The organism is Plantibacter sp. PA-3-X8, assembly GCF_003856975.1.
In the GTDB taxonomy this organism is placed as follows: Bacteria; Actinomycetota; Actinomycetes; order Actinomycetales; family Microbacteriaceae; genus Plantibacter; species Plantibacter auratus.
The window spans coordinates 1694837-1716602 of the sequence record NZ_CP033107.1 but is presented as its reverse complement, the minus strand read 5'-3'; the positions used below and the strand labels follow the sequence as shown (position 1 = coordinate 1716602).

At 70.8% G+C, this 21766-nt stretch carries 21 protein-coding genes; 7 read left to right on the top strand and 14 right to left on the bottom strand.

Translation table 11 applies throughout. The features are described from left to right. The first annotated feature begins 205 nt into the window (after positions 1-205). Both EAO79_RS08220 and EAO79_RS08215 read left to right on the top strand, forming a co-directional pair. Positions 206-421, top strand: a complete 216-nt coding sequence (locus EAO79_RS08220) for a DUF3073 domain-containing protein (RefSeq protein WP_064294210.1) — start codon at positions 206-208, stop codon at positions 419-421. A 134-nt stretch (positions 422-555) separates the two neighbouring features. Then, entirely contained in the window at positions 556-1746 is a 1191-nt protein-coding gene (locus EAO79_RS08215) for a 2TM domain-containing protein (protein WP_124768669.1), read from the top strand. Positions 1747-1815: 69 nt separating this feature from the next. On the opposite strand, the gene purF is transcribed toward EAO79_RS08215, so the two are convergent. The 3 genes from purF to EAO79_RS19215 form a co-directional block, all read right to left on the bottom strand. After that, positions 1816-3273 (bottom strand): amidophosphoribosyltransferase, encoded by a 1458-nt coding sequence (gene purF / locus EAO79_RS08210; RefSeq protein WP_079705073.1) that lies wholly within the window; start codon positions 3271-3273, stop codon positions 1816-1818. Between the two features lie 70 nt (positions 3274-3343). Further along, a complete protein-coding gene (gene purM / locus EAO79_RS08205) occupies positions 3344-4456 on the bottom strand; it encodes a phosphoribosylformylglycinamidine cyclo-ligase (protein WP_124768668.1) in 1113 nt (370 codons plus the stop codon). Further along, a complete protein-coding gene (locus tag EAO79_RS19215) occupies positions 4453-4932 on the bottom strand; it encodes a DUF2273 domain-containing protein (protein ID WP_206428309.1) in 480 nt (159 codons plus the stop codon). Before EAO79_RS19215 ends, purM begins: the two co-directional genes overlap by 4 nt. Positions 4933-5016: 84 nt before the next feature. On the opposite strand from EAO79_RS19215, the gene zapE reads away from it, so the two are divergent. After that, on the top strand, positions 5017-6162 hold the full coding sequence (zapE, locus tag EAO79_RS08195) for an AFG1/ZapE family ATPase (RefSeq protein ID WP_164486918.1): 1146 nt from the start codon (positions 5017-5019) through the stop codon (positions 6160-6162). Between the two features lie 6 nt (positions 6163-6168). On the opposite strand, the gene EAO79_RS08190 is transcribed toward zapE, so the two are convergent. The 3 genes from EAO79_RS08190 to EAO79_RS08180 all read right to left on the bottom strand — a co-directional run bounded on the left by EAO79_RS08190 (position 6169) and on the right by EAO79_RS08180 (position 8652). Further along, entirely contained in the window at positions 6169-7173 is a 1005-nt protein-coding gene (locus EAO79_RS08190; protein ID WP_124768666.1) for an NAD-dependent epimerase/dehydratase family protein, read from the bottom strand. A gap of 90 nt (positions 7174-7263) precedes the next feature. Further along, positions 7264-8265: a glycosyltransferase family 2 protein gene (locus tag EAO79_RS08185; RefSeq protein ID WP_124768665.1), complete on the bottom strand. Its 1002-nt coding sequence runs from the start codon at positions 8263-8265 to the stop codon at positions 7264-7266. Positions 8266-8286: 21 nt separating this feature from the next. Continuing rightward, positions 8287-8652 carry a sterol carrier family protein gene (locus tag EAO79_RS08180; protein WP_124768664.1) on the bottom strand — a complete coding sequence of 122 codons (366 nt, stop codon included), beginning with the start codon at positions 8650-8652 and terminating at the stop codon, positions 8287-8289. Positions 8653-8690: 38 nt separating this feature from the next. Between EAO79_RS08180 and purD the strand changes: the two genes are divergently transcribed. The 3 genes from purD to EAO79_RS08165 are packed head-to-tail and all read left to right on the top strand — an operon-like array spanning position 8691 to position 11347. Continuing rightward, positions 8691-9956, top strand: coding sequence for a phosphoribosylamine--glycine ligase (gene purD / locus EAO79_RS08175; protein ID WP_124768663.1), 1266 nt, complete (start codon positions 8691-8693; stop codon positions 9954-9956). Positions 9957-9967: 11 nt separating this feature from the next. After that, positions 9968-10846, top strand: a complete 879-nt coding sequence (locus EAO79_RS08170) for an alpha/beta fold hydrolase (RefSeq protein WP_124768662.1) — start codon at positions 9968-9970, stop codon at positions 10844-10846. 3 nt (positions 10847-10849) lie between these two features. Next, entirely contained in the window at positions 10850-11347 is a 498-nt protein-coding gene (locus EAO79_RS08165) for a 2'-5' RNA ligase family protein (protein ID WP_124768661.1), read from the top strand. Between the two features lie 30 nt (positions 11348-11377). Here EAO79_RS08165 and EAO79_RS08160 read toward each other — a convergent pair whose 3' ends face one another. Then, positions 11378-12958 carry a DHA2 family efflux MFS transporter permease subunit gene (locus EAO79_RS08160; RefSeq protein WP_124768660.1) on the bottom strand — a complete coding sequence of 527 codons (1581 nt, stop codon included), beginning with the start codon at positions 12956-12958 and terminating at the stop codon, positions 11378-11380. A 90-nt stretch (positions 12959-13048) separates the two neighbouring features. Next, positions 13049-13690 (bottom strand): PadR family transcriptional regulator, encoded by a 642-nt coding sequence (locus tag EAO79_RS08155; protein WP_124768659.1) that lies wholly within the window; start codon positions 13688-13690, stop codon positions 13049-13051. Between the two features lie 94 nt (positions 13691-13784). On the opposite strand from EAO79_RS08155, the gene EAO79_RS08150 reads away from it, so the two are divergent. Continuing rightward, positions 13785-14723, top strand: coding sequence for a phosphoribosylaminoimidazolesuccinocarboxamide synthase (locus EAO79_RS08150; RefSeq protein WP_124768658.1), 939 nt, complete (start codon positions 13785-13787; stop codon positions 14721-14723). Positions 14724-14756: 33 nt separating this feature from the next. Here EAO79_RS08150 and EAO79_RS08145 read toward each other — a convergent pair whose 3' ends face one another. The 6 genes from EAO79_RS08145 to phnC all read right to left on the bottom strand — a co-directional run bounded on the left by EAO79_RS08145 (position 14757) and on the right by phnC (position 21628). Next, on the bottom strand, positions 14757-15461 hold the full coding sequence (locus EAO79_RS08145) for a hypothetical protein (protein WP_124768657.1): 705 nt from the start codon (positions 15459-15461) through the stop codon (positions 14757-14759). Positions 15462-15672: 211 nt separating this feature from the next. Continuing rightward, positions 15673-16800 carry a zinc-binding dehydrogenase gene (locus EAO79_RS08140; protein ID WP_124768656.1) on the bottom strand — a complete coding sequence of 376 codons (1128 nt, stop codon included), beginning with the start codon at positions 16798-16800 and terminating at the stop codon, positions 15673-15675. A 19-nt stretch (positions 16801-16819) separates the two neighbouring features. Further along, positions 16820-17620: an HAD family hydrolase gene (locus tag EAO79_RS08135; RefSeq protein WP_241161020.1), complete on the bottom strand. Its 801-nt coding sequence runs from the start codon at positions 17618-17620 to the stop codon at positions 16820-16822. Then, positions 17617-18879: a TIGR03364 family FAD-dependent oxidoreductase gene (locus tag EAO79_RS08130; RefSeq protein WP_241161019.1), complete on the bottom strand. Its 1263-nt coding sequence runs from the start codon at positions 18877-18879 to the stop codon at positions 17617-17619. Before EAO79_RS08130 ends, EAO79_RS08135 begins: the two co-directional genes overlap by 4 nt. Next, a complete protein-coding gene (gene phnE, locus EAO79_RS08125; RefSeq protein WP_124768655.1) occupies positions 18876-20633 on the bottom strand; it encodes a phosphonate ABC transporter, permease protein PhnE in 1758 nt (585 codons plus the stop codon). Before phnE ends, EAO79_RS08130 begins: the two co-directional genes overlap by 4 nt. Further along, entirely contained in the window at positions 20633-21628 is a 996-nt protein-coding gene (gene phnC, locus EAO79_RS08120) for a phosphonate ABC transporter ATP-binding protein (protein ID WP_206428308.1), read from the bottom strand. Before phnC ends, phnE begins: the two co-directional genes overlap by 1 nt. Positions 21629-21766: the final 138 nt, after the last annotated feature.

The window sequence follows — 21766 nt, the reverse complement described above, 5'->3', positions numbered from 1 at the left end:
GTCCATCGTCCCACCACTCGACGTCCTGGCCCAGCCCCGTTCCGTCGCGGTGTCGGCATCGGTGCCCGGCAGACCGTCTCCGTACGAGCGCCCCGTCCACGGGCGGCATGGTAAGCTCAACGCTAGTCTTTATCGTTCCCTGGTAGGCGAAAGCCCCGGACGCCCCGCAAGCGCGGCCGGTCAGAAAATCATGAGGGGGTCTCGCATGGGTCGTGGCCGTCAAAAGGCAAAGCACACGAAGATCGCTCGTGAGCTCAAGTCGTTCAGCCCGGACGTGAACTACAACGCGCTCGAGCGCGAGCTCACGGGGCACTCCGTCGACCACCCGGGCACGGGCGTCGACGAGAGCTACGACGACGAGATCGCCAAGTGGGCTGAATACGCCGAGAAGTACGCCGACGGTGAGGCGAAGGGCGCGTAGGCGCGCCCTTCGCACCGTTCCGGCGCGCCCCCGCATCGGCGGTTCGCCCTCGCTCCAGCACCTCGCGGCTGGGTGATCTCTCAGACGACTGTTGGCAAATGGAGTTCTCGCTGGGCGGAGACTAGCCTGGACGGATGAACACCGACGAACTCCGCGTTGCCGCCAAGAAGCGCCTGAAGGCGCAGCACGATTTCAAGCAGTTTCTCGCCGTCTGGGGTGCGGTCTCCGTCCTCCTGATCGTCATCTGGCTCCTCACCGGCGCCTGGGGATACTTCTGGCCGATCTGGCCGATCTTCGTGATGGGCATCGCCCTGGTCTTCGTCGGACTCGACGCCTACGGTCCGTCCAAGCACATCACCGAGGACGCCATCGACGCCGAGGTCGCGCGCCTCGTGAACCAGCAGCAGCAGCGCGCTGCCGCTCGTGAGGCCGCCTCGCAGCCGAACGCCACGCAGGCACCGTACGCCGGCCAGAGCGGTTACGAGCAGCACCCGTACCAGGCGGGCCAGACCGGCCAGGCGCCGGTGTACGACCCCGCACAGTACGGACAGACGACCGCCTACGACACCTCGCAGTACGCGGGTGGCCAGACGAGCGGCTACGGCACGCAGCAGACCCAGCAGGGCTCCCAGGCGACGCAGCAGTACGGCGCCTACCAGGCACCAGCGACCGAGTCTCCGAACCCTGAGGCTCCTGCAGCGGAGCCCACCTCGGACTGGGTGCGCGCCGCCGAGCCCACCCCGACCGAGCAGTTCGCCGCGGTCTTCTCCGGCACCGACCGCGCGCCCGAGGCCGCAGCCGCGCCGAACACGTCCGCCGAACCGGCCGAGTCGATCGTCCTCGAGTCGACGTCCACCGGCGACGCCGAGACCGTCGCAGCCGCCGCAGACGAGACCGAAGCGCGCCTCGCGAGCGACGAGACCGGAGCCGACGCCACGACCGGACGCGACGAGACCGTGTCGGCCGCCGCACCGGCCGCGGCCGTGAGCGCGCCCCGCACCTCGACCAGCCGGTCGACGACGACGCGTTCGACGACGGCCCGGAAGCCCGCCGCCAAGACGACCACGTCGGCGACGGCCGCGGGCAGCACCGTCCGCAAGACGAGTTCGACGCGCGCCACCACCGGTTCGACGACGCCCAAGGCCGCAGCAGCCAAGACCACGACGCCGAAGGCCGCAGCCACGAAGGCACCGACGACGAAGACGACGGGCGCCGCAGCGAAGCCGGCCACCGCGAAGGCACCGGCGAAGCCGCGCACCACGAAGCCGAAGGCGGCCCCCGCGGCCACGCCGGCGCCACTCGAGCAGCCCGGTACGCCGGAGTAGCAGCCGGTTCCTGAACGACGAAGCGCGCGATCCCCTCGGGGCTCGCGCGCTTCGTCGTTCAGGTGGGACTCAGGAGAGCTGCGAGCGCTCCACCCACTCGAGGTACTCCTCGGAGACGGTCCCGGTGATGTACTCGCCGGTGAAGCAGCTCATCTCGAGGTCGCTGATGCCGGAGCCCTCGAGGATGGCGGCCTTCATGTCGGCGACCTCCTGGTAGATGAGGTTGTCGGCGCCCAGCTCGCGGGCGATGTCGGGGATCTTCTTGCCGTGTGCGACGAGCTCCTGGCGGGACGGCATGTTGATGCCGTACACGTGGGGGTAGCGGACCGGCGGTGCGGCGGAGGTGAAGGTCACCTTGTTGGCACCGGCGAGACGCGCCATGTCGACGATCTCCTTCGACGTCGTGCCGCGGACGATCGAGTCGTCGACGATGAGGATGTTCTTGCCCTTGAACTCCGAGCCCATCGCGTTGAGTTTCTGACGGACGCTCTTCTTGCGCTGCGCCTGGCCCGGCATGATGAAGGTGCGCCCCACGTACCGGTTCTTGTAGAAGCCCTCGCGGTACTCGATGCCGAGCTTCTGGGCGACCTGCATGGCCGCTGGGCGGGAGGAGTCCGGGATCGGCATGACGACGTCGATGTCACCCATCGGCGTGTACTCGGCGATGGTGTCGGCGAGCCGGTTGCCGAGACGCAGTCGGGCCTCGTAGACCGAGATGCCGTTCATGACGGAGTCGGGGCGAGCGAGGTACACGTACTCGAAGGAGCACGGAACGAGCCGCGGGTTCTTCGCGCACTGCCGCGAGTACAGCTCACCCGAAGCGGTGATGAAGACGGCCTCGCCCGGGGCGATCTCGCGGACGATCTCGTAGCCGCCGGCTTCGAGGACGAGCGACTCCGAGGCGACCACCCAGTCGTTGCCGACCAGGCCCGTCTGGCGCTTGCCGAGGATGAGCGGGCGGATGCCGAACGGGTCGCGGAAGGCGAGCAGGCCGTGACCGGCGATGAGGGCGATCGTCGCGTAGGACCCCTCGACCCGCTCGTGCACGTTCTCGACGGCGTTGAACACCTGGTCGGGATCGAGGTCGAGACCGCTGATCTGCCCCTGCAGCTCCGTCGCGAGGACGTTGAGCAGCAGCTCGGTGTCGCTCGTGGAGTTCACGTGGCGGCGGTCGACGTGGAACAGGTCCTTGCTGAGCTCGCGGGTGTTCGTGAGGTTGCCGTTGTGGATGAGCGTGATGCCGTAGGGCGCGTTCACGTAGAACGGCTGCGCCTCGCTCTCGTTGGCGGCGTCGCCCTTCGTCGCGTAGCGCACGTGGCCGAGGCCCATGTTGCCGAGGAGCGAGCGCATGTCGCGGGTGCGGAAGGCTTCACGCACCTGGCCCTTGGCTTTGACCATGTGGAAGGTGCTGCCGTCGGCGGTGGCGATGCCGGTGGAGTCCTGACCGCGGTGCTGAAGGAGCAGGAGGCTGTCGTAGACCTGCTGGTTGGCAGGCTCGGTTGAGACGATGCCGACGATGCCGCACATGCGTGGGGACTCCTTGGGGTTCGTGCTGGGCGAGTGACGGAACGGAGGAAGGTGTGCCGGAGCGGTGCGACTAGTCGCGGTAGGCGCCCACGAGGCGGACGGCACCGCCGTCGACCCCCTTGGCACCCTGTTCGAACGCGCTGAGGTCTGCGGTGGCGTCGCCGAGGTGCACGGTGCCGACCTGCCAGGTCGCGATCCCGTCGGCCTCGAGCGCGGCCGTGACACCGGCGGCGACCGCCGGCGAGACGACGGCGAAGAATCCGACGCCCAGGTTCCAGGTGCCCTCGCTCGACTCGAGCGAGGATCCGGCCAGCTCGCTCAGCGTCCGGAACACCGGCGACGGGCTCCAGGTGGAGCGGTCGACCTCGGCCCAGGACCCCTTGGGCAGGACGCGCGCGAGGTTGGCGGCGATCCCGCCTCCGGTGACGTGGCTGAGCGAGTGGACGCCACCCGCGAAGGCCGGGGCGTCGAGCAGCCGCAGGAGGGGCAGGGTGTAGAGCCGCGTCGGCTCGAGGAGGGCCTCGCCGAACGTCGTGCCGAGGTCGTCGCTGTGGTCGGCGTAGCCGACGCCCGCCTGGGCGAGGATGTGCCGCACGAGGGAGAAGCCGTTCGAGTGCAGGCCCGAGGACGCGAGTGCGAGGACGACGTCGCCGTCCTCGACGCGGTGCTCACCGAGGATGGCGTCCGCCTCGACCGCACCGGTGCAGGCGCCGGCGACGTCGTAGTCGTCGACCCCGAGGAGTCCGGGGTGCTCCGCGGTCTCGCCGCCGATGAGCGCCGTCCCGGTGTCGGAGCAGGCCTGGGCGATGCCCGAGACGATCGAGGCGATGCGCTCCGGGTGGACCTTGCCGCAGGCGATGTAGTCGGTCATGAAGAGCGGCTTCGCCCCGACCACGACGATGTCGTCGACGACCATGCCGACGAGGTCCTGGCCGATGGTGTCGTGCTTGTCGATGGCCTGGGCGATCGCGACCTTCGTGCCGACGCCGTCGGTCGACGTCGCGAGCAGGGGCCGATGGAAGGCGGTGAGCGCCGAGGCGTCGAACAGGCCGGCGAACCCGCCGAAGCCGCCGAAGACCTCCGGACCGTGCGTCTTCGCGACGGCGGCCTTCATGAGCTCGACGGCGCGGTCACCGGCTGCCGTGTCGACACCGGCCTCCCGGTAGCTGGTGGATGAGGTCATGACCGTCCTGAACCTTCTGCGATGGGTGGATTCGGGGGGCCGGACTCACCTGGCTCGGCACTGACGGAACCGTTCGGTTCCGCGTCGGCCGCGGGGGTCCCGGCTGGATGCACGTCAACTCTATCCGCTGCGACGATCCGCGTCCGTCGCGCCATGGAACGGTCGATGAGGAGACCGACGACGAGGGCGATCGCACCGAAGACGACGACGCACACGAGCAGGAGGAAGCCGAACACCTGGGTGAGCGAGTAGTCGGCGCTCCCCGGGAACGCGAAGGTGAGGATGAGCGCGGCGATGATGCCGACGAAGACGCCGATGACGAGGAACCGCCAGTAGCGCGGCGACCGGCGCACCGAGACCGAACCGGAGGAGTACACGGTCGCGACCTCGGTGTCGGGCTCGGTCGAGGGCGTCGGACCGCTCGGTTCGGATGGGTGCTGAGCTTCCGGTGCTGGCTGCCCGGTGGCGTCTGTCATGCCTCCATTCTCCCCCACGATCCTGGGCATCGTGAACCGATGGTGAACAGCCGCGGTCGACGTGCCGACGGGTACGATCGAGCGGTGGACACGACGGGGACCGAGACGACCGATCCCGCTCCGATCCCTCCCGACGACACCCTGCTCTCGGCGGTCGAGTCCGCCGCCGCCGACGCCGGGTTCACGCTCGAGCCGGAGCAGCTGGAAGTGGCGAGGCGTCTGGCGTCACTCCGGATCGGCGAGGACCGACCCGGGCACCTGTACCTGTGGGGTGCGGCCGGGCGGGGCAAGACCTGGCTCCTCGACGCGTTCTTCGAGGCGCTCCCGACGCATCGGAGGCGTCGCGTCCACTTCCACTCCTTCTTCCGCGGGCTGCACGCCGCGATCCACCGGGTCCGCACGGAGGCCGCCGACGCCGCTCGGGCGACGGGTGAGCCGGGCGCCGGGTCCCGCGCGGCGGCCGGAGCGGTGACGAACGCGGTCGAGCAAGCGGTCGACGAACTGCTGGACGAGGTGGACGTCGTGCTCTTCGACGAGTTCCAGGTGCACGATCCCGGCGACGGCGCGCTCATGATCCGGCTGCTCGACGCGCTCTTCGCCCGACAGGTGACCCTGTTGACGAGCTCGAACTCCGCGCCGCAGGATCTGCTGCCGGACCCGGCTCACCACCACATCTTCGAACCCGGCATCGCCCTGATCGAAGCGAACATGCAGGTGCTCGAACTCGCCGGCTCGACCGACCACCGTCGCAGCTCCCCGGTCAGGCACGGCGACGGCTTCGCCCGCGGCAGCTGGTCCATCGCAGGCGAGTCCGCGGACGCCCACCTCGCGGCACTCGGCCTCCACCGTCCGGGGCCAGGCGAGGCGACGACGCTGACGATCAGTGGCCACACGTTCCAGGCAGCCGCCGCGCGCGACGGCGTCCTCTGGTTCGCCAGCGCCGAACTCATCGAGCGTCCGACCTCGGTCGGCGACTACCTCGCCTGGGCGGCGGACGACGGCCGGTGGGTCCTCGACGCCCTGCCCGAGTCCCACGCCCTCACCCGGGAGGCGCGCGCCCGATTCGTCCACCTCGTCGACGCTCTGTGCGATCTCGGCGTCGAACTCCACGTCGTGGCCGCCACCGACCAGGAGACCTTCATGACCGATCCCGCCCTCGGACCGGAGGGGTTCGCCCGCGACGCGGTCAGGACGCGCAGTCGGCTCGCCCTCCTCCGCGAGATCCGCTGACAGCAGTCAGTTCCCGGCGAGCACGGCCCGCTCGATGGCACGGTCCAGTCCGACGACGGGCCGGTCCGGGCGCTGCGGCGCCACGCCGCCGAGTGCCTGCAGCCACACCCAGGTGTCGGCGACGGTCTCGGTGACCGGACGACGACGGAGACCCGCCGCAACCGCACGCGAGACATCACCGTGATGCATCGCGTCGGCGTCCGGTCCGGTGGGGAGCCAGACGGGCAGTTGGGTCCAGGGCTGGATCCTGGCCGCGAGCACCCGCTCCTGATCCACCCAGCGGAGGGTCGCACCCGACCCGGTCGCGGCGACGCAGGCGTCGAGCAGCTCCCCCAACGTCGTCGCCCGCGGCTCGCTGACGACGTTGAACGCACCACTCGCGCCCGTCGAACCGGCGGCGAGGAGGAAGGCCGCGAGATCCCGCGCATCGATGTACTGGATGGGGTCGGAAGCGGCACCAGGGGCGAGCACCTCACCGCCCTCGGCGATCCGCGCCAGCCACCAGGGCAGTCGTCCGATGTTCTCGTGCGGGCCGAGGATGAGGCCGGCTCGCGCCAGGACCGCTCGGTCGCCGAACGCCTGGACGGCGGCCAGCTCACCGCCGCGCTTGGCACGGGCGTAGTCCGCGAAGCCGTCGTCGTGCGCCGACCCGTCGACGACCGGCGCGTCCTCGGCGGCGCCGGCGGGCAGCGGGTCGGCGTAGACCGAACGGCTCGAGACGTAGACGTAGCTCCCGACCCGGTCCGCCAGCAGCGCGGCCGCGTCGCGGACGGCGACCGGAGCCCATGACCAGGTGTCGACGGCGAGGTCCCACGACCCGACCCGGAGCGCGTCGAGTCCGCCGGGCATCGTCCGGTCGCCGTGCAGCACGGTGACCGCGTCCGACGGCGAGGAACGGTTCGTACCGCGGTGGAAGACGGTGACCTCCCAGCCGGCGGCGACGGCCTCGTCGACGACCGCTCGCCCGACGAACTCCGTCCCGCCCAGGACCAACAGCCGATTCGTGCTCATGACTCCATCACAGCGCACGAGGCGGTGATGCACCACCCCGGTTCGCTGGGAGCAGCGAGCAGTGCGCGCGAGCGGAGCGCCGTCCGCGGACTACTTGCGGCTGTGCTCCAGCGAGCCGGCGCGCATGGCGGCCTCGTCGTCCAGGTCGACGCGGGAGGCCACGTAGTAGCTGCTCCACTTCGCCGCGTGATAGGCCGGGTTCATGACGAACCAGTAGGCACGTCGCTTCCAGCTGTACTGGGGGTCGCGGACGATCCGCTTCGCGTCCCGAAGGGCGCCGAAGACGGTGTACCCCACCTGCCGGAACCGACTCAGCCGCGTGATCGGCTTCCCGATCCGACGCAACGCCGTCGTCTCGTCGAAGATCCGCTTCCGGTACTCGTCGAGGGTGAGGTCGTTGGAGTGGACGACCCAGCCCCGCGGTGCGTACGCCTTCCGCAGTCCGGCCGCGATGATGTCGGCGCCGAAGGCCATGTCCTCGGAGTACGGGAGGTCGCGGTACGGGATGTCGCCGAGCAGCAGGTCGCGGCGCGTGGCCGAGTTGACGTCGGAGTAGAACGCGAGGGCGTCGAGCAGTCCGCCGTTCCCGTCGGCGAAGCCGTCGTTCGCGAAGACGGTCGTGCCGAAGTCCGGCCCGAAGTTGTGGAACACGTCGTGGATCTCGTACTTGAGCAGCGGGAAGCAGTTCGGGCGTGCGATCTGCTTGCCCATGACGGCGACGACGTCCATGCCGTCCGGGTCCAAGGGCGTGGTCAGCTCGTGCAACCAGCGGGAGTCGCCCGGGATCGCATCGTGCGTGAGGTAGGCGACGTACCTACCCCGGGCAAGCCGGGCGGCGAGCTGGCGGGTCCGGCCGTGGCCGAACTCACTGTTCGGGATGACGTGCAGCCGGACGTCCGGGTGGGCGGCGACGATGTCGAGCGTGCGGTCGGTGGAGCCGGAATCGATGACGAGGGTCTCGTAGGTGCCGTCGTAGTCCTGGCCCTCGATCGCCGAGAGGATCTGCTCGAGGTACCGCTCGCCGTTGTACGTGGGGATGACGATCGTCGCGTCGAGCGTCGTCTCGGCTGGGGCGTCGATGTCAGAGGTCACCGCACCAATGTACCCGGACCGTCAGCGCGGCAGCAGCAGTGGCACGAGGCCAGTGAGATCCGCCCGCTGGCCGGAGGCGTGCACCGTGCCGCCGGCCATCGCCGTGGTCCAGTCGATGCGGCCGGAGGCGAGCGCGAGCCAGGTCGGTGCGTCCATCTCGATGACGTTCGGCGGCGTGCCTCGGGTGTGGCGGGGGCCCCCGATGCACTGCACCGCACCGAACGGCGGCACCCGCACCTCGACGGTGTTGCCGGGCGCCCGCTCGACGAGGAGCTCCAACAGGTAGCGGACCGCGGTCGCCGTGTCCGTGCGCGACGCCGGTGCGTCCCCGAGCGCCTGCTCCAGGGCTGCGCGACCGACGGCGTCCGTGATCCTGGGTCTGGCCATGCATTCGAGGCTAGGCCATTGCGCCTTAAGCTAGACGGGTGAAGATCCTCGTCCTCGGTTCCGGTGCTCGCGAGCACGCCATCATCAAGGCTCTCCTCTCCGAAGAGGCCGGGCACCACATCATCGCCGCGCCCGGCAACGCGGGCATCGCGGGGGATGTGACCGTGGTCGGCATCGACCAGGAGAACCCTTCGATCGTGCGCGACTTCGCCCGCGACGAAGCGGTCGACCTCGTCGTCATCGGGCCCGAGGCCCCGCTCGTCGCCGGCGTCGCCGACAAGCTGCGCGCCGCCGGCATCCCGGTCTTCGGCCCCAACCGCTCGGCGGCCGCACTCGAGGGCTCGAAGTCCTTCGCGAAGCGGATCATGGACGAAGCCGGGGTGCCCACAGGTCGCGCGGTCCGCGCAGAGGACCTCGACGCAGCGATCGCCGCGCTCGACGACTTCGGTGCACCCTACGTCGTCAAGGCCGACGGCCTCGCGGCGGGCAAGGGCGTTCTCGTCACCCACGACCGCGACGCGGCCATCCAGCACGCCACCAACTGGCTCGGCTACGGCGGCGTCCTCGTCGAGGAGTTCCTCGACGGCCAGGAGGTCTCCCTCTTCTTCATCACCGACGGTGAGACGGTGCTCCCACTCTCCCCCGCGCAGGACTACAAGCGGCTGCTCGACGGCGACGCCGGCCCGAACACCGGCGGCATGGGCGCCTACTCCCCGTTGCCCTGGCTCGACAACCGCTTCGGGAGCGAGACGGCCTTCGTCGACGAGGTCCTCGAGACCGTCGCCGTCCCCGTCGTGCGGCAGCTGGCGTCGGAGGGCAACCCGTTCCAGGGTCTCCTCTACGCCGGCCTCATCCTCACCGAACGCGGGATCCGGGTGATCGAGTTCAACGCGCGCTTCGGCGACCCGGAGACGCAGGTCGTCCTCCCCCGGCTCGTCACGCCGCTGTCGACGCTCCTGCTCGGCTCGGCCAACGGTACGCTCGGCGAGCAGCCCCGACCCGCGTTCGCTGAGGCGAGCGCGGTGACGGTGGTGCTCGCGAGCCAGAACTACCCCGAGACGCCCGTCACCGGCCGGAGCATCACCGGCCTCGACGCCGCCGTCGCCGTCGAGGGGGTCCACCTCGTCCACGCGGCCACGGCCGACGTCGACGGTGGCCTGGTCGCCACCGGCGGCCGCGTCCTCAACGTCGTGGCCCTCGGATCCACGTTCCCGGAGGCACGCGGCCGTGCGTACGAGGCGCTGTCGCGCATCGAACTCGAGGGCGGTCAGTACCGCACCGACATCGCCGCACGCGTCTCCTGATCGCGGCCAGGATGAGCGCCGCAGCGGGAACCGGGTCGTCGGCCGTCGTCGAGAGCCACGACGGCACCCGACTGCACGTGGACGTGATCGGCGACGACACCCTGCCACCCCTCGTCGTCCTCGCCGGTGGTCCGGCGCGCCACCCGGTCTACCTCGGTGATCTCGGCGGCCTGAGCACCAGGCGTCGCCTCATCGTGCTGCACCAGCGCGGGGTCGGACGGTCCGAGAGCGGATCGTCGACCGCTGCGGCGAGCTGGCCGGAACTCGCCGAGGACGTCGAGGCCGTGCGTCGCTGGCTGGACGTCGACCGCCTCGAGCTCCTCGGGCACTCCGCCGGCACCCGCGTCGCCGTGAGCTACGCCGCGCGCTACCCGCACCGGCTCGACCGCCTGTGCCTCATCACGCCGCCCGCCACCTGGCTCGTCGACACGGACGACGACAGCGCGGAGATCATCGCGCGGCACGCGGCGGAGGACTGGTACCCCGGCTTCCTCGAGGCGCTGCCCGCGCTGCTCGCGGCGCCGGACTCCGCGTCGGGGAACCGCTTGTTCCCGGCGGTGGCGCCCATCGCCTGGGGCGAATGGGACGACACCGCCCGCGAACACGAGCGTCTGGGCGCCTGGCACCCGGCCGCGCAGGACGCGTTCGTGCACACCCCCACGATCGACGAGGTCGAGGACATCCGCGACGCCCTCCGCACCGTCACCGCGCCCGTGCTCGTGGTCGCGGGCTCCGAAGACGGCCTGACGGGACTCGCGCCCGTCGTCGACCTCGCGAAGCGGTTCCCGCTCGGCCAGGCCATCGTGCTCGACGGGTGCGGACACTACCCCTGGGTGGAGCAGCCGCGATCCTTCGCCGCCGCCGTACACGGCTTCTTCCCGATCGGCTGACCGGTGCGCAGCGTCGATCTGACGTTCGACGAGGCCCTCGAGGCCGCCGTCCGCGACCGCTGGCAAGCGCTCCTCGACCTCGGCATCAGCAGTCTCGCCACGCATCGCGGTGCGAGCAACCGTCCGCACGTCACGCTGTCGGCCGGCGAGGACCTCGAGCTCACCGGGCGACCGGCCTTCGCGCCGTTCGCCGTCCGGCTCGGGGCTCCGCTGCTGTTCCCGCGTCGCTCGGGCGCCGTCCTCGCGCTCACGGTGATCCCCTCGCACGAGCTGCTGGAGCTGCACGGACGTGTGGCCGGCGACGTCACCGGTACGTTCGAGCACACCCGGCCTGGTGCCTGGACACCCCATGTGACGCTCTCCCGGCGCGTCACCGGCGAGCAGACCGCGGCGGCACTCGACGGGCTCCGGTCGCTCGGCGACCTCCCGTCCGGGCTCGTCACCGGGCTCCGGTTCTGGAACGGCGACACCAGGACGGTCACGGACCTCCTCAGCCCGTGACCGTCCGGTTTCGCCGTGTCGGTCGAGCCGCTACTCGGCTTCGGACCGGGCGTTGGCGGCAGCCGCGGCGACCGCGGCGGCCTGTCCGTGCTGCGTCTCCGGAGTCGACCAGGCGGCCGCCTTCGGCTTCTGGAAGAACAGGACCACGACCGCGCCCACGAGCGCGAGTGCTGCCGGGAGGAGCAACGACTGGGCCATGGCGGTGGTGAACCCGGCGTGCAGGAACTCGGGCAGCTCGCCACCCGTCACCTCGCTCACGCCGCCGGCCGCCCCACCGGGTGCAGCGGGCAGCTCGGCCGCGAGGCGCCCCTGGATGAGCGCGGCGATGGCCGCACTGCCGAGGACGGCTCCGATCTGACGCGTCGTGTTGAACACGCCTGAGCCGGCACCGGCCTGGTGCTGTGGGAGCCCCCGGGTGGTGAGGTTGGAGACCGGGCCCCACATGAAGCCGTTGGCGAGGCCGAGGACGGCACTCGGGAGGAGCAGCATGAGGATCGGCTGCTCGGGCGTGAGGAGGATCGAGTACCAGCCGAGCGCGAGGGCCAGCAGAAGGAGCCCGGCGAGGGCGAACCACTTCGGGTTCACCCGGTCGATCGCCCGCCCGACCACGGGCGCGAGCCCGGCGGAGAGCACGGCCATCGGGACGAGCATGAGCGCGGACTGCGTCGGGGTCAGGCCGCGGACGGTCTGGTAGAAGAAGACGAGCGGCAGCGACATGCTCGTGATCGTGAACCCGATCGTCGAGATCGCGAGGTTGCCGACCGAGAAGTTGCGGTCGCGGAACAACGCCAGCGGGAGCAGCGGCTCGCCCTTCATGACGGCCTGCCACACGACGAACAGGCCGAGGACGACCACGCCGGCGATGATGAGGCTCCACACGGTGATCGGACCGGTGATCGTGCCCCAGTCGTAGCTCTGGCCCTCCTGGATGCCGAACACGAGGAGGAACATCCCGAGCCCGCTCAGGACGACCCCGAGCACGTCGAACTTGTGCGGGTGCGTGGCGAGCGCGGGGACGTTGCGCCAGACCATGATGAAGCCGATGACACCGACGGGCACGTTGATGAAGAAGATCCACTCCCAGCCGAAGCCGTCGACGAGCACGCCGCCCAGGATCGGGCCGACGAGCGTCGCGACGCCAGCGGTCGCTCCCCAGAGGCCCATGGCCGCACCGCGGCGGTCCGGCGGGAAGATGCGGGTGATGACGGCCATCGTCTGCGGGGTCATGAGCGCGGCGCCGAGACCCTGCACGACGCGGGCGACGATGAGCATCTCGATCGAGCCCGACAGGCCGCACCAGAGTGAGGCGAGCGTGAAGACGACGAGGCCGATGAGGTAGAGGTTCTTCGGGCCGAAGCGGTCGCCGAGACGGCCCGTGATGAGCAACGGCACCGCATAGGCGAGCAGGTAGGCGCTCGTCACCCAGATGACGTTGTTGATGCCGGTGTCGAGGCCGCGCATGATCGCGGGGTTCGCCACGGACACGATGGTCGTGTCGATGAGGATCATGAAGAAGCCGATGACGAGCGACCAGAGCGCCGGCCAGGGGCGCACGGCCCCTGGCGTCGGACCGGAGACGCCCTGGGGAGGCGTGGTGGGGGTGGTGGACATGATGTCCCTTTCTGCACGGAGGACGGGTTCGCGTTCGGGACGCGAGGATGAGCGGGACCGCCGGCCGGACTGGTCGGTCGTCCCGGAGGTTCAGGTGGAGGGTGTCGGCTGAGCGGACACGGGCGGGGTCGCCGCCTGCTCGTGGAGTGGCGCACGGGTCCCCGGCACGTGCCAGGCGAGTGCACCGTCGGCGATCTCGGCGAGGAGCGATTCGAGGTGGGCGATCTCGGCGCGCAGCATGGCGGCCGAGTAGGGGACGTTGATCCAGTACACGCGCGGGATCCCGCGCTCGAGCGCCCACGTCATGCGGCGATCGAGGTCGGCGAGCTCGGCCTGCTGCCGGAGGATGCGGGTCTCGAGCAGCTTCCGCACCTCCTCGGCGCCCAGTTCGTGCGCCTCGGACAGCGCGAGCCCGAGCTCCGGGTACTCGTTCGTGGGGGTGCTGAGCAGCTCGCGCAGCCGCTCCCCCAGCAGGTGCCGGCCGAGGTCGGTGATCTCGAAGGTGGTGCGCTCGGGCCGGGCTCCCTCGCGGTCGGTCCCGGAGGCGAGCACGAGGCCGTCGGCCTCGAGTCCGTAGACGGCCCGGTAGAACGAGCCGGGGCTCACCTTGACGACGCGGTCCTCCTGGCGGTGGAGCGCGAGTTGGTACATCTCGTAGGGGTGCATGGGGCGCTCGGCCAGGTAGCCGAGTGCGGCGACGGCGAGCAGGCCGAGCGGCTTGACCTTGCCCATGACCCTCCCATCACTCCATGCGAACTATTCCACATGGAATATACGCGTACCGCCCCGAGGTCGCAAGCCTCGGCGACCGACCCGGCCACCGCCGATGCACGATAATGAACGAGTGAGCGCACCCTCGGAGACCAACGCCTGGAACCACGTCTACTCGGGCAAGGTCCGCGACCTGTACGAGCCGGCCGCCGGGCCCGACGACCTGCTGCTCGTCGTCGCGAGCGACCGGGTCAGCGCCTTCGACCATGTGCTCGAGCCGGGCATCCCCGGTAAGGGCGATCTGCTCACCAGTCTGAGCCTCTGGTGGTTCGACCAGCTCCGCGAGGTGCCGAACCATCTCGTCCCCGATCACGAGCTCGACGCCGCGGGTGTCGCGGTGTCCAGCATCCCGGCGGAGTTCGCCGGCCGGGCGATGCTCGTCCGCAAGCTCGACATGTTCCCCGTCGAATGCGTCGTCCGCGGCTACCTCACCGGCTCCGGCTGGAAGGAGTACGTCGCGAACCGCACCGTCTGCGGCATCCCGCTGCCCGACGGCCTCCGCGACGGCGATCGCCTGCCCGAGCCGTTGTTCACCCCCGCGTACAAGGCGCCGCTCGGCGAGCACGACGAGAACATCTCGTTCTCCCGCATGGTCGAGCTCATCGGCGAGGACGACGCGGTCGCGCTGAAGGACCTGTCGCTCGGCATCTACGAGACGGCATCACTCACGGCGGAGCGCCACGGCGTCATCCTCGCCGACACGAAGTTCGAGTTCGGCCGCAACCCGGGGACCGGCGTCATCACGCTCGGCGACGAAGTGCTCACCTCCGACTCCAGCCGGTACTGGGACCGCGACGTCTACCTGACGAGCGACGACCCCACCGCACGGATGGCGAGCTTCGACAAGCAGATCGTCCGCAACTGGCTGGCCCACAACTGGGACCAGGACGACGCCTCGACACCCACACCACCGACGCTGCCTGCCGAGATCGTCACGCAGACGGCCGACCGCTACCGCGAACTCCTGGAGCGCCTCACCGGCAGCGGGCGCTGACCACCGAAGCCATCCGCATCGCGGAGGTGCCGGTCAGCTCGTCTTCCGACGGGCGCGGAGCCGAGCGTTGTCGGCCAGGATGGCCTGCGCATCGGGCAGCGGCCCCTCCGGCACGATGACGCCCATGAGCGCGGCCGTCTTCTCGAGGGCGTCGCGTGCGTCGTCGGCCGCGAGCCGCGCCTCGACGAGATCGCAGGAATCGTCACTGCCCACCTCGCTGCGGGTGCCGCTGCGCTCCACGAGCTCGCGCTGCAGGCGCTCCGCGGTGGCGTACATGCGCGTCAGCGTCCAGAGCGAGGTCCACGGGAGGTCGTCGCTCAGCCCGATGAGGTGATCGTTGAGTGGGTCGATCCACCGCGACGGCTGGTGCCCGCCGTCCAGGCGACGACGACGGTTGCGTCGTTCGGCCGACACGAGCAGGAAGACGGCGACGAGGATGGCACCGAGCAAGGCACCGACGACGTCGAGTCCGGGCACCCACTCCGGGTCGAAGCCGGGGAGCGACACGGACGAGCGTTCGTCGTGGACGATCGACCACTCGACGAGCACGCCCACCGTCGCGCCGACGACGAAGCCGGTGAGCAGGAGGAAGCCACCGAGCAGGAGCGTGATCCTCCGCCGCAGCTGGTGACCGCGCTGTTGATCCTCGGTGAGCTCACCTCGTTCCGCGAAGGGATCCACGACCATGAGGCGACCACCGACACGGACCACACCAGGGTGGCGAGTCGTGACCGTCATGGCCCGAGGATACCCCACAAGGTGGGTCATGGGGCGGGATTCACGAGCCGAGATCGGCGGAAATCCGCGGTGGATCGGCCGTCGTGACCCCCGGAATGGGGGCGCTCGAAGAGGTCACGTCGCCCTCGGATGCCGTCGCCGAGACCTCGACCGGATCCCGCGAGGCTCGCCGGAGGGTTCGAGCCGGCTCGCGTGACCTCCCGCGGGTCGTTCAGGGTCGGACACCGACGCGCGGGAAGGCGCCCGATGCAGCTGCGACGAGCGCCTCGTCGACGTCCTGCAAGGGGAACTCCGGGCCGACGAGTTCGGCGAACGGATACCGACGCCACGCACCGGTCAGGAAGTCGACCGCGCGTGCCAGATCCCGCGGTCGGTAGTTGTGTGCGCCGCGCACCGTGAGGAGGCGTCGGACGATCCGTTCGGCGTCGATGCCGAGCGGCGCACCGGGCGACACGCTGCCGACGAGGACCGCCGTCCCGCCGATCGACAGCGACGCGATGGCGGCGTCGACGGCACGGGCGTCGCCGGACATCTCGATGGCCACCGGGAAGCCCTCAACGCCCGCCGCCAGGTGCGCGGCGTCGAGGTGCTCGGCGGCGCCGATCGTGGGGTCGACGGTCGCGATGGCGCCGAAGCGACCGGCGAGCAGCCGGCGGGCGGGGTCCGGATCGCTCACGACGACGCGCGCCCCGGCATCGGTCGCGATGGCTGCGACCGTCAGCCCGAGCATCCCGGCGCCGGTCACGAGGACCGCCGTGCCGGGCAGGTCGTGCCCGGCCGCATCCAGTGCGGCGATCGCGGTGGCCGTCGCGCAGGACGCCGGCGCGAAGACGGCGGCGGGCGGCGTCTCCCCCACGATCACGATGGCCGTGCCCTCGAGGAGTTCGACGTGGGTGGCGAATCCGCCGCTCAGCTCCCAGCCGCGGTGGACCCGGTCGTGCCCGTACTTCGCGAGCCGGCGGCACTTCTGCTCCAGGCCGGCGGAGCAGCGGTCGCAGACGCCGCAGCTCACGACGACCGACCACACGACCCGCATCCCCGCGACGAGGACCGTGCCGTCCACGGCGGTGACGGGTCCCCCGACCGCCACGACGCGTCCCACCTGTTCGTGCCCGAGGACGAGCGGCGTGGCGGCGTCACGGTGCCCGAGGACGGTGTGCACGTCGGAGCCGCACACGGTCGCCAGTTCCACCTCGACGAGGACGTCGCCCGGCCCGAGCGTCACCCCGGGCACCGCCATCGCCTGGTGCGGGTGCCCCGGCCCCTGCCAGACCATCGCGATCGGCGACGGTCTGATGAAGACGTCGTTGCCCTCGTGCGCGGTGAGCGTCGTGTGCATGGTTCCCCCGGTCGATCGTTCAGTCGAGACCGAGCAGCGCGGGCAACTCGGCGATGCTCGTGATGATCTCGTCGGCGCCCGCCTCGAGCAGCGTCTCCTCGTCGTGTGCTCCGGTGAGCACCCCGACGACGAGCCCGGCGCCGGCGTTCACCCCGGACAGCATGTCGCTGGCCGTGTCGCCGACGACGACCATGGTGTCGACGGCGCTCGCACCGAACCGGAGGAGCGCCGTCAGCGGCAGGTCCGGCGCTGGACGCCCTCGACCGGCGTCGGCGGGCGACAGGGCGTCGTCGGCGAGTTCGGACCACCTGAGGCTCGCGAGGAGCGCGTCGCGCGTGGCGGGGGCGAACCCGGTGGTGAACACGACGCCCACGCCGAGCTCGCGGAGCCGCCGCACCGTGTCCTCGGCTCCGGCGATCGCCTCGACGCGCCCCTCGCCGACGAGTCGCTCGTAGGCCTCTTCGAAGGCGGCGTTGCCGGAAGCGGCTCGAGCCTCGTCGCCGTCGGTCAGCATGAGGAACACGTCGAGCTTCGACTGGCCCATCGTGTCGCGGACGAGCTCGATGGCCGCGTCGAGCGCGTCCTCGGTGTCGATGCCGATCGTCTCGGCGGCGACGCGGAAGGCGTCCTCGACGACGCCGTCGTCCGAGACCGTCGTCCCGGCGAGGTCGAGGACCACCAGTTCGAGCAGGAGGTCGTCCTCGTGCGCGTCGTCGAACCCGCCCTCCAGCTCGTCGAGGTCGGCGAGGTCGGTCTCCACGTCGTCGTCGAGGTGGGGCGCCGCGGTGCTGTCCTGCTGGGGTCGATCGATGCTGGTCACGAGAGGCCTTTCTGAAGGTGGGCTGATGCGGCACGGATGCTGGTCGGCTGCGCCGGCGAGAAGGTCGGGCCGAGGTGCTCGGCCACGGCCAGCTCGCCGAGCGCGGGTCCGGTGGTCATCCCGATGCCCGTGGTCGCGGCGACCACGCGGACGCCCGGGGTCGGTTCGTCGATGAGCAACTCCTCCGGGGCGGTGGCGTAGACGCCCTGCCAGCGTTCGAGGACGTCGAGCCTGGTCCCGAACAGCGTGCTTCCAGCCCGCAGGAGTTCGTCGAAGGCGTGCTCGGACTGGAACGGGGAGACCGCTTCGCCGCGACTGTGGGTGTCGCCGAGGATGATCGAGCCGTCCGGCAACTGGGTCGCCATGAGGTTGACGTCGAGCGAGGCGAGCCCGGGGTGGTCCTGCTGCAACCGCTCCCGGAGTGCCGGGATGGCGGGCGAGTCGGCGAATCCCGCGTAGCGCAGGAGCGACCACCCGGTCAGGAGCGGCGCCGGCATCGGCATCGGGAGTTCGGCGCGCACCCGCACCATGTCGAGCGCGCATCGACGGACGACCGCCCGCTCGGCCAGCTCGGGGAGGAGCGTGTCGATGTCGTGGTTCACCGCGACCACGGTGAGGCCTGCGGCGATGACCCCGCGGCTGGTGTCGACGAAGCCGGAGCGCAGTCCGGTCACGGTCGTCCGGCGTCGGAACTCGACACCGCGGCGTTCCAGGTACGCCGTGACGGCGCCCAGTGCCTGACGCGGGTTCACCTGGAGGTCGCGTGGCAGCCAGGCGCCGCCCACCACGTCGTCGGCACTGATCGGCACCTGCTGCAGGAACTCGGCCGCGTCGTACAGGCGGACGTCGGCCGCAGCTCCCGCCTGGGCACGGGACGCAGCGAAGTCCTCGAGGACGCGCAGCTCGTCGAGGTGCCGGGCGACCACGTGCGTGCCCGAGCGCCGGACCCACAGCCCAGCGTCCTGCTCGAGTCGCTGCCAGATCTGCGCCGAACGCGCGGCGAGGCGGGCGGCGAGCCCGGCCTGCGGCGTCGCGGCCAGATGACCGAAGTTGCGGACCGACGCACCCTGGGCTTCGGCCGAACGTTCGACGACCACGACCTCGGCACCGGCGTCCACAGCGGCGAGCGCCGCGGACAGCCCGACGATGCCGGCTCCGACGATCACGACGTCCGCGCGATCGGCCGAGGCACCGAGCGAGCCGACGCCGAGGCCGACCCGCGGCGCCGACACCCCGCCGCTCATCCGTCGTCCGTTCACGAGAACACCCTCCGCATCCACATGGCGATGCCCTCGACGACGAGGACCACCGCGAGGATCATCAGCACGATGGCCGTGACCTGGTCGTAGTTCCCGCCCTGGTCCGCCTGGATCAGGTAGTAGCCGATGCCGCCTCCGCCGACGATGCCGAGCATGGTCGCGGCGCGGATGTTCGTGTCGAGCGTGTAGAAGGTGTGCCCGACCAGTGCACGGGCGCCCTGCGGGAGCGTCGCCGCGGCGTAGACCTGTGGGCGCGTCGCGCCGACGGCGGTCAGCGCGCGTTCCGGTCCGGGCGCGACCTCCTCGAAGGAGTCCGCGATGAGCTTGCCGAGGAGGCCGATCCCGCAGATGCCGAGCGCGAGCGTCCCCGCCTGGGCCCCGAGCCCGGTGACCACGATGAGGAGGATCGCGAGGATGAGCTCCGGGATGCCGCGGATGCCGACGAGCGCGAACCGGGCGCCGGTGCGGACACCGCGGTTCGGGGCGACGTTCCGTGCGGCGAGGGACCCGATGACGATCGAGCAGACGAGGGCGATGAGGGTCGCCGCGAAGGCGATCGCGACGGTCTCGAACATCGCCTCGACCATCTGCTCCGTCGTGCGCATGCCGAACGACGGAGGCCAGAGTCGGACGAGGACGTCGGGGGCCTTGGCCCAGAACGTCACGAGGTCGCCCCACTGGATGTCGGACACGACGACGCCCCAGACCACGACCGCCACGGCGAGCCAGGCACCGACGGTGTCGCGGACGCGGGCCGGCGTCCACGGACGCTTCGCTGCAGCGGCGATCCGGGACTCGGCGCTCGGAGAGGCGACCGTGCGGCTGCTCCCACCCGCCGCACGACGTGCCTCCCGGCCCGCGGCCACCCGACGCACGACGCGGTCACCGAGTCCACGTCCGGTCGGCTGCACCCCGAGCATCACGGTCCGCACGGTGCTCGACACGATCTCCATGACGACGCACAGCGCGAAGATGACGATCGCGAGTCCGATGCCGAGCGAGTAGTCGAGGGATTTGAACGCGAGCGACAGTTCACGGCCGAGGCCGAGGACGCCGACGTAGCCGAGGAGGACCGAACCGCGCAGGTTGATGTCGCCGCGGTGGAGGACCGTGGCCACCCAGGACGGGAGGACCTGCGGCAGGACACCCGAGGTGAACTCCTGCAGCTTCGAGCCGCCGGCCGCCCGGATCGCGAGTCGTGGCCCCTCGTCGACCTGCTCGATCGCGTCCGCGAAGAGCTTCGAGATCATGCCGACGGAGTGCAGCCCGATCGCGATGATGCCGGGCAGCGAGCCGAGCGAGAACATGAGCACGAGGATCATCGCGATGACGACGTCCGGCACGGCACGGCTGAGCACGCCGACGAACCGACCGACCGCGCGCCAGGCCGGTCCCGGGGTCGTGTTGGCGGCCGCGAGGTACGCGACCGGGATCGAGAGCACCGCAGCGAGGACGGTGCCTGAGATGACGATCCCCAGGGTCAGGGCGGTGAGTGACAGCAGTTCCCCGGGCGGCGGGAACGTGATCGTGCCCACCCGGTTGAAGAAGTTGACCGCGTTGCCCCAGCTCGCCACCATGTTCGGGATCGAGATCCCGACCTCGAGGAGCGAGTAGACCGAGAACGCGAGCAGCGCGATCAGCGTGAGCACGGCGGCGATCGTCTGCGGTCGGAGCCGACCGACCGGAACGGGTCCGGAGAGTCCTGGCGGGCGGCCGGCGGACGGTGCCGTCTTCGCGGGTGCGGTGACGACCATCAGCGGGTCCTGCCCGGTCGACGGAGCTCGTCGGGCTCGCGGCCGTCGACATCGGCGTCGAACTCCCACTCCGGGTCGTCGGGCAGTTCGTCCTCGCCCACGCGCTCCTCGACACCGAGCAGGCCGCGGAGGTCGTCGTCGGGGTCGCCGAGCAGCTCGTCGGTCTCCAACTCCACAGCGATCGCCTGCAGCTCACGGGTGCTCGTCGCGACCCGGCCGTAGATCTCCATCACCTCGGTCTTCGACAGGCCGTCGGTCGTGGTGTCGAGGACCACCTCGCCGTGGCGGAGACCGACGATGCGGTCGCCCCAGGAGAGCGCGAGGTCGACCTGGTGCAGGCTGCACACGACGGTGAGTCCGCGGTCGATCGCGATCTCGCGGATGAGGGCCATCACCTGCTCGCTCGATTCCGGGTCGAGGGAGGCGACGGGCTCGTCGGCGAGGAGGATCTCGGGGTCCTGCATGAGCGCTCTGGCGATGGCGACGCGCTGCTGCTGACCGCCGGAGAGGGTGTCGGCGCGCTGGTAGGCGCGCTCGAGGAGCCCGACGCGGTCGAGGTGGCCGAGCGCCTTCAACTTCAGGGTGCGGCCGTAGCCGAGGATGCCGAGACGCGGTCCGCGGACGCCCGCCAGCGAACCGGTCAGGACGTTCTCGAGGACGGTGAGGGACGGGACCAACTCGAACTGTTGGAAGACGAACCCGACGCGGGCGCGGAGTCGGCGCAGGGCGCGCTGCCCGAGGGCCGGCACCTCATCGCCGAGGACCGAGACGGACCCGGCGGTGGGCCGCTCGAGACCGTCCAGGTGACGGAGGAGCGTCGACTTGCCGGAGCCCGACAGACCGAGCAGGACGACGATCTCACCACGACGGATGTCGAGGTCGACGCGCTGCAGGGCGACCGTCCGGTCGAAGCGCTTCGTGACCCCGCGGAGACGCACGAGCGGTTCCGCTCCGTCGGGTGCGTTGCGACGCGCCTGCTGCTCGGTGACGCTCATGACTGCTGCCTCTCGTGAGGTTGGTGGTGATGCGGATGTCGCGCCTCGACAGGCTCGGTGACCAGGTACCGGAGCCCCGGTCACTGCCCTTCGACAAGCTCAGGAACCGCTTGTCGAAGGGCGGGACTGGCGCTCAGC

Coding starts and splice junctions, on each gene's coding strand:
- EAO79_RS08220 (WP_064294210.1), top strand. CDS start 206: ATGGGTCGTGGCCGTCAAAAGGCAAAGCACACGAAGATCGCTCGTGAG.
- EAO79_RS08215 (WP_124768669.1), top strand. CDS start 556: ATGAACACCGACGAACTCCGCGTTGCCGCCAAGAAGCGCCTGAAGGCG.
- purF (WP_079705073.1), bottom strand. CDS start 3,273: ATGTGCGGCATCGTCGGCATCGTCTCAACCGAGCCTGCCAACCAGCAG.
- purM (WP_124768668.1), bottom strand. CDS start 4,456: ATGACCTCATCCACCAGCTACCGGGAGGCCGGTGTCGACACGGCAGCC.
- EAO79_RS19215 (WP_206428309.1), bottom strand. CDS start 4,932: ATGACAGACGCCACCGGGCAGCCAGCACCGGAAGCTCAGCACCCATCC.
- EAO79_RS08190 (WP_124768666.1), bottom strand. CDS start 7,173: ATGAGCACGAATCGGCTGTTGGTCCTGGGCGGGACGGAGTTCGTCGGG.
- EAO79_RS08180 (WP_124768664.1), bottom strand. CDS start 8,652: ATGGCCAGACCCAGGATCACGGACGCCGTCGGTCGCGCAGCCCTGGAG.
- EAO79_RS08170 (WP_124768662.1), top strand. CDS start 9,968: ATGAGCGCCGCAGCGGGAACCGGGTCGTCGGCCGTCGTCGAGAGCCAC.
- EAO79_RS08160 (WP_124768660.1), bottom strand. CDS start 12,958: ATGTCCACCACCCCCACCACGCCTCCCCAGGGCGTCTCCGGTCCGACG.
- EAO79_RS08155 (WP_124768659.1), bottom strand. CDS start 13,690: ATGGGCAAGGTCAAGCCGCTCGGCCTGCTCGCCGTCGCCGCACTCGGC.
- EAO79_RS08150 (WP_124768658.1), top strand. CDS start 13,785: ATGCACGATAATGAACGAGTGAGCGCACCCTCGGAGACCAACGCCTGG.
- EAO79_RS08145 (WP_124768657.1), bottom strand. CDS start 15,461: ATGACGGTCACGACTCGCCACCCTGGTGTGGTCCGTGTCGGTGGTCGC.
- EAO79_RS08140 (WP_124768656.1), bottom strand. CDS start 16,800: ATGCACACGACGCTCACCGCGCACGAGGGCAACGACGTCTTCATCAGA.
- phnE (WP_124768655.1), bottom strand. CDS start 20,633: ATGGTCGTCACCGCACCCGCGAAGACGGCACCGTCCGCCGGCCGCCCG.
- phnC (WP_206428308.1), bottom strand. CDS start 21,628: ATGAGCGTCACCGAGCAGCAGGCGCGTCGCAACGCACCCGACGGAGCG.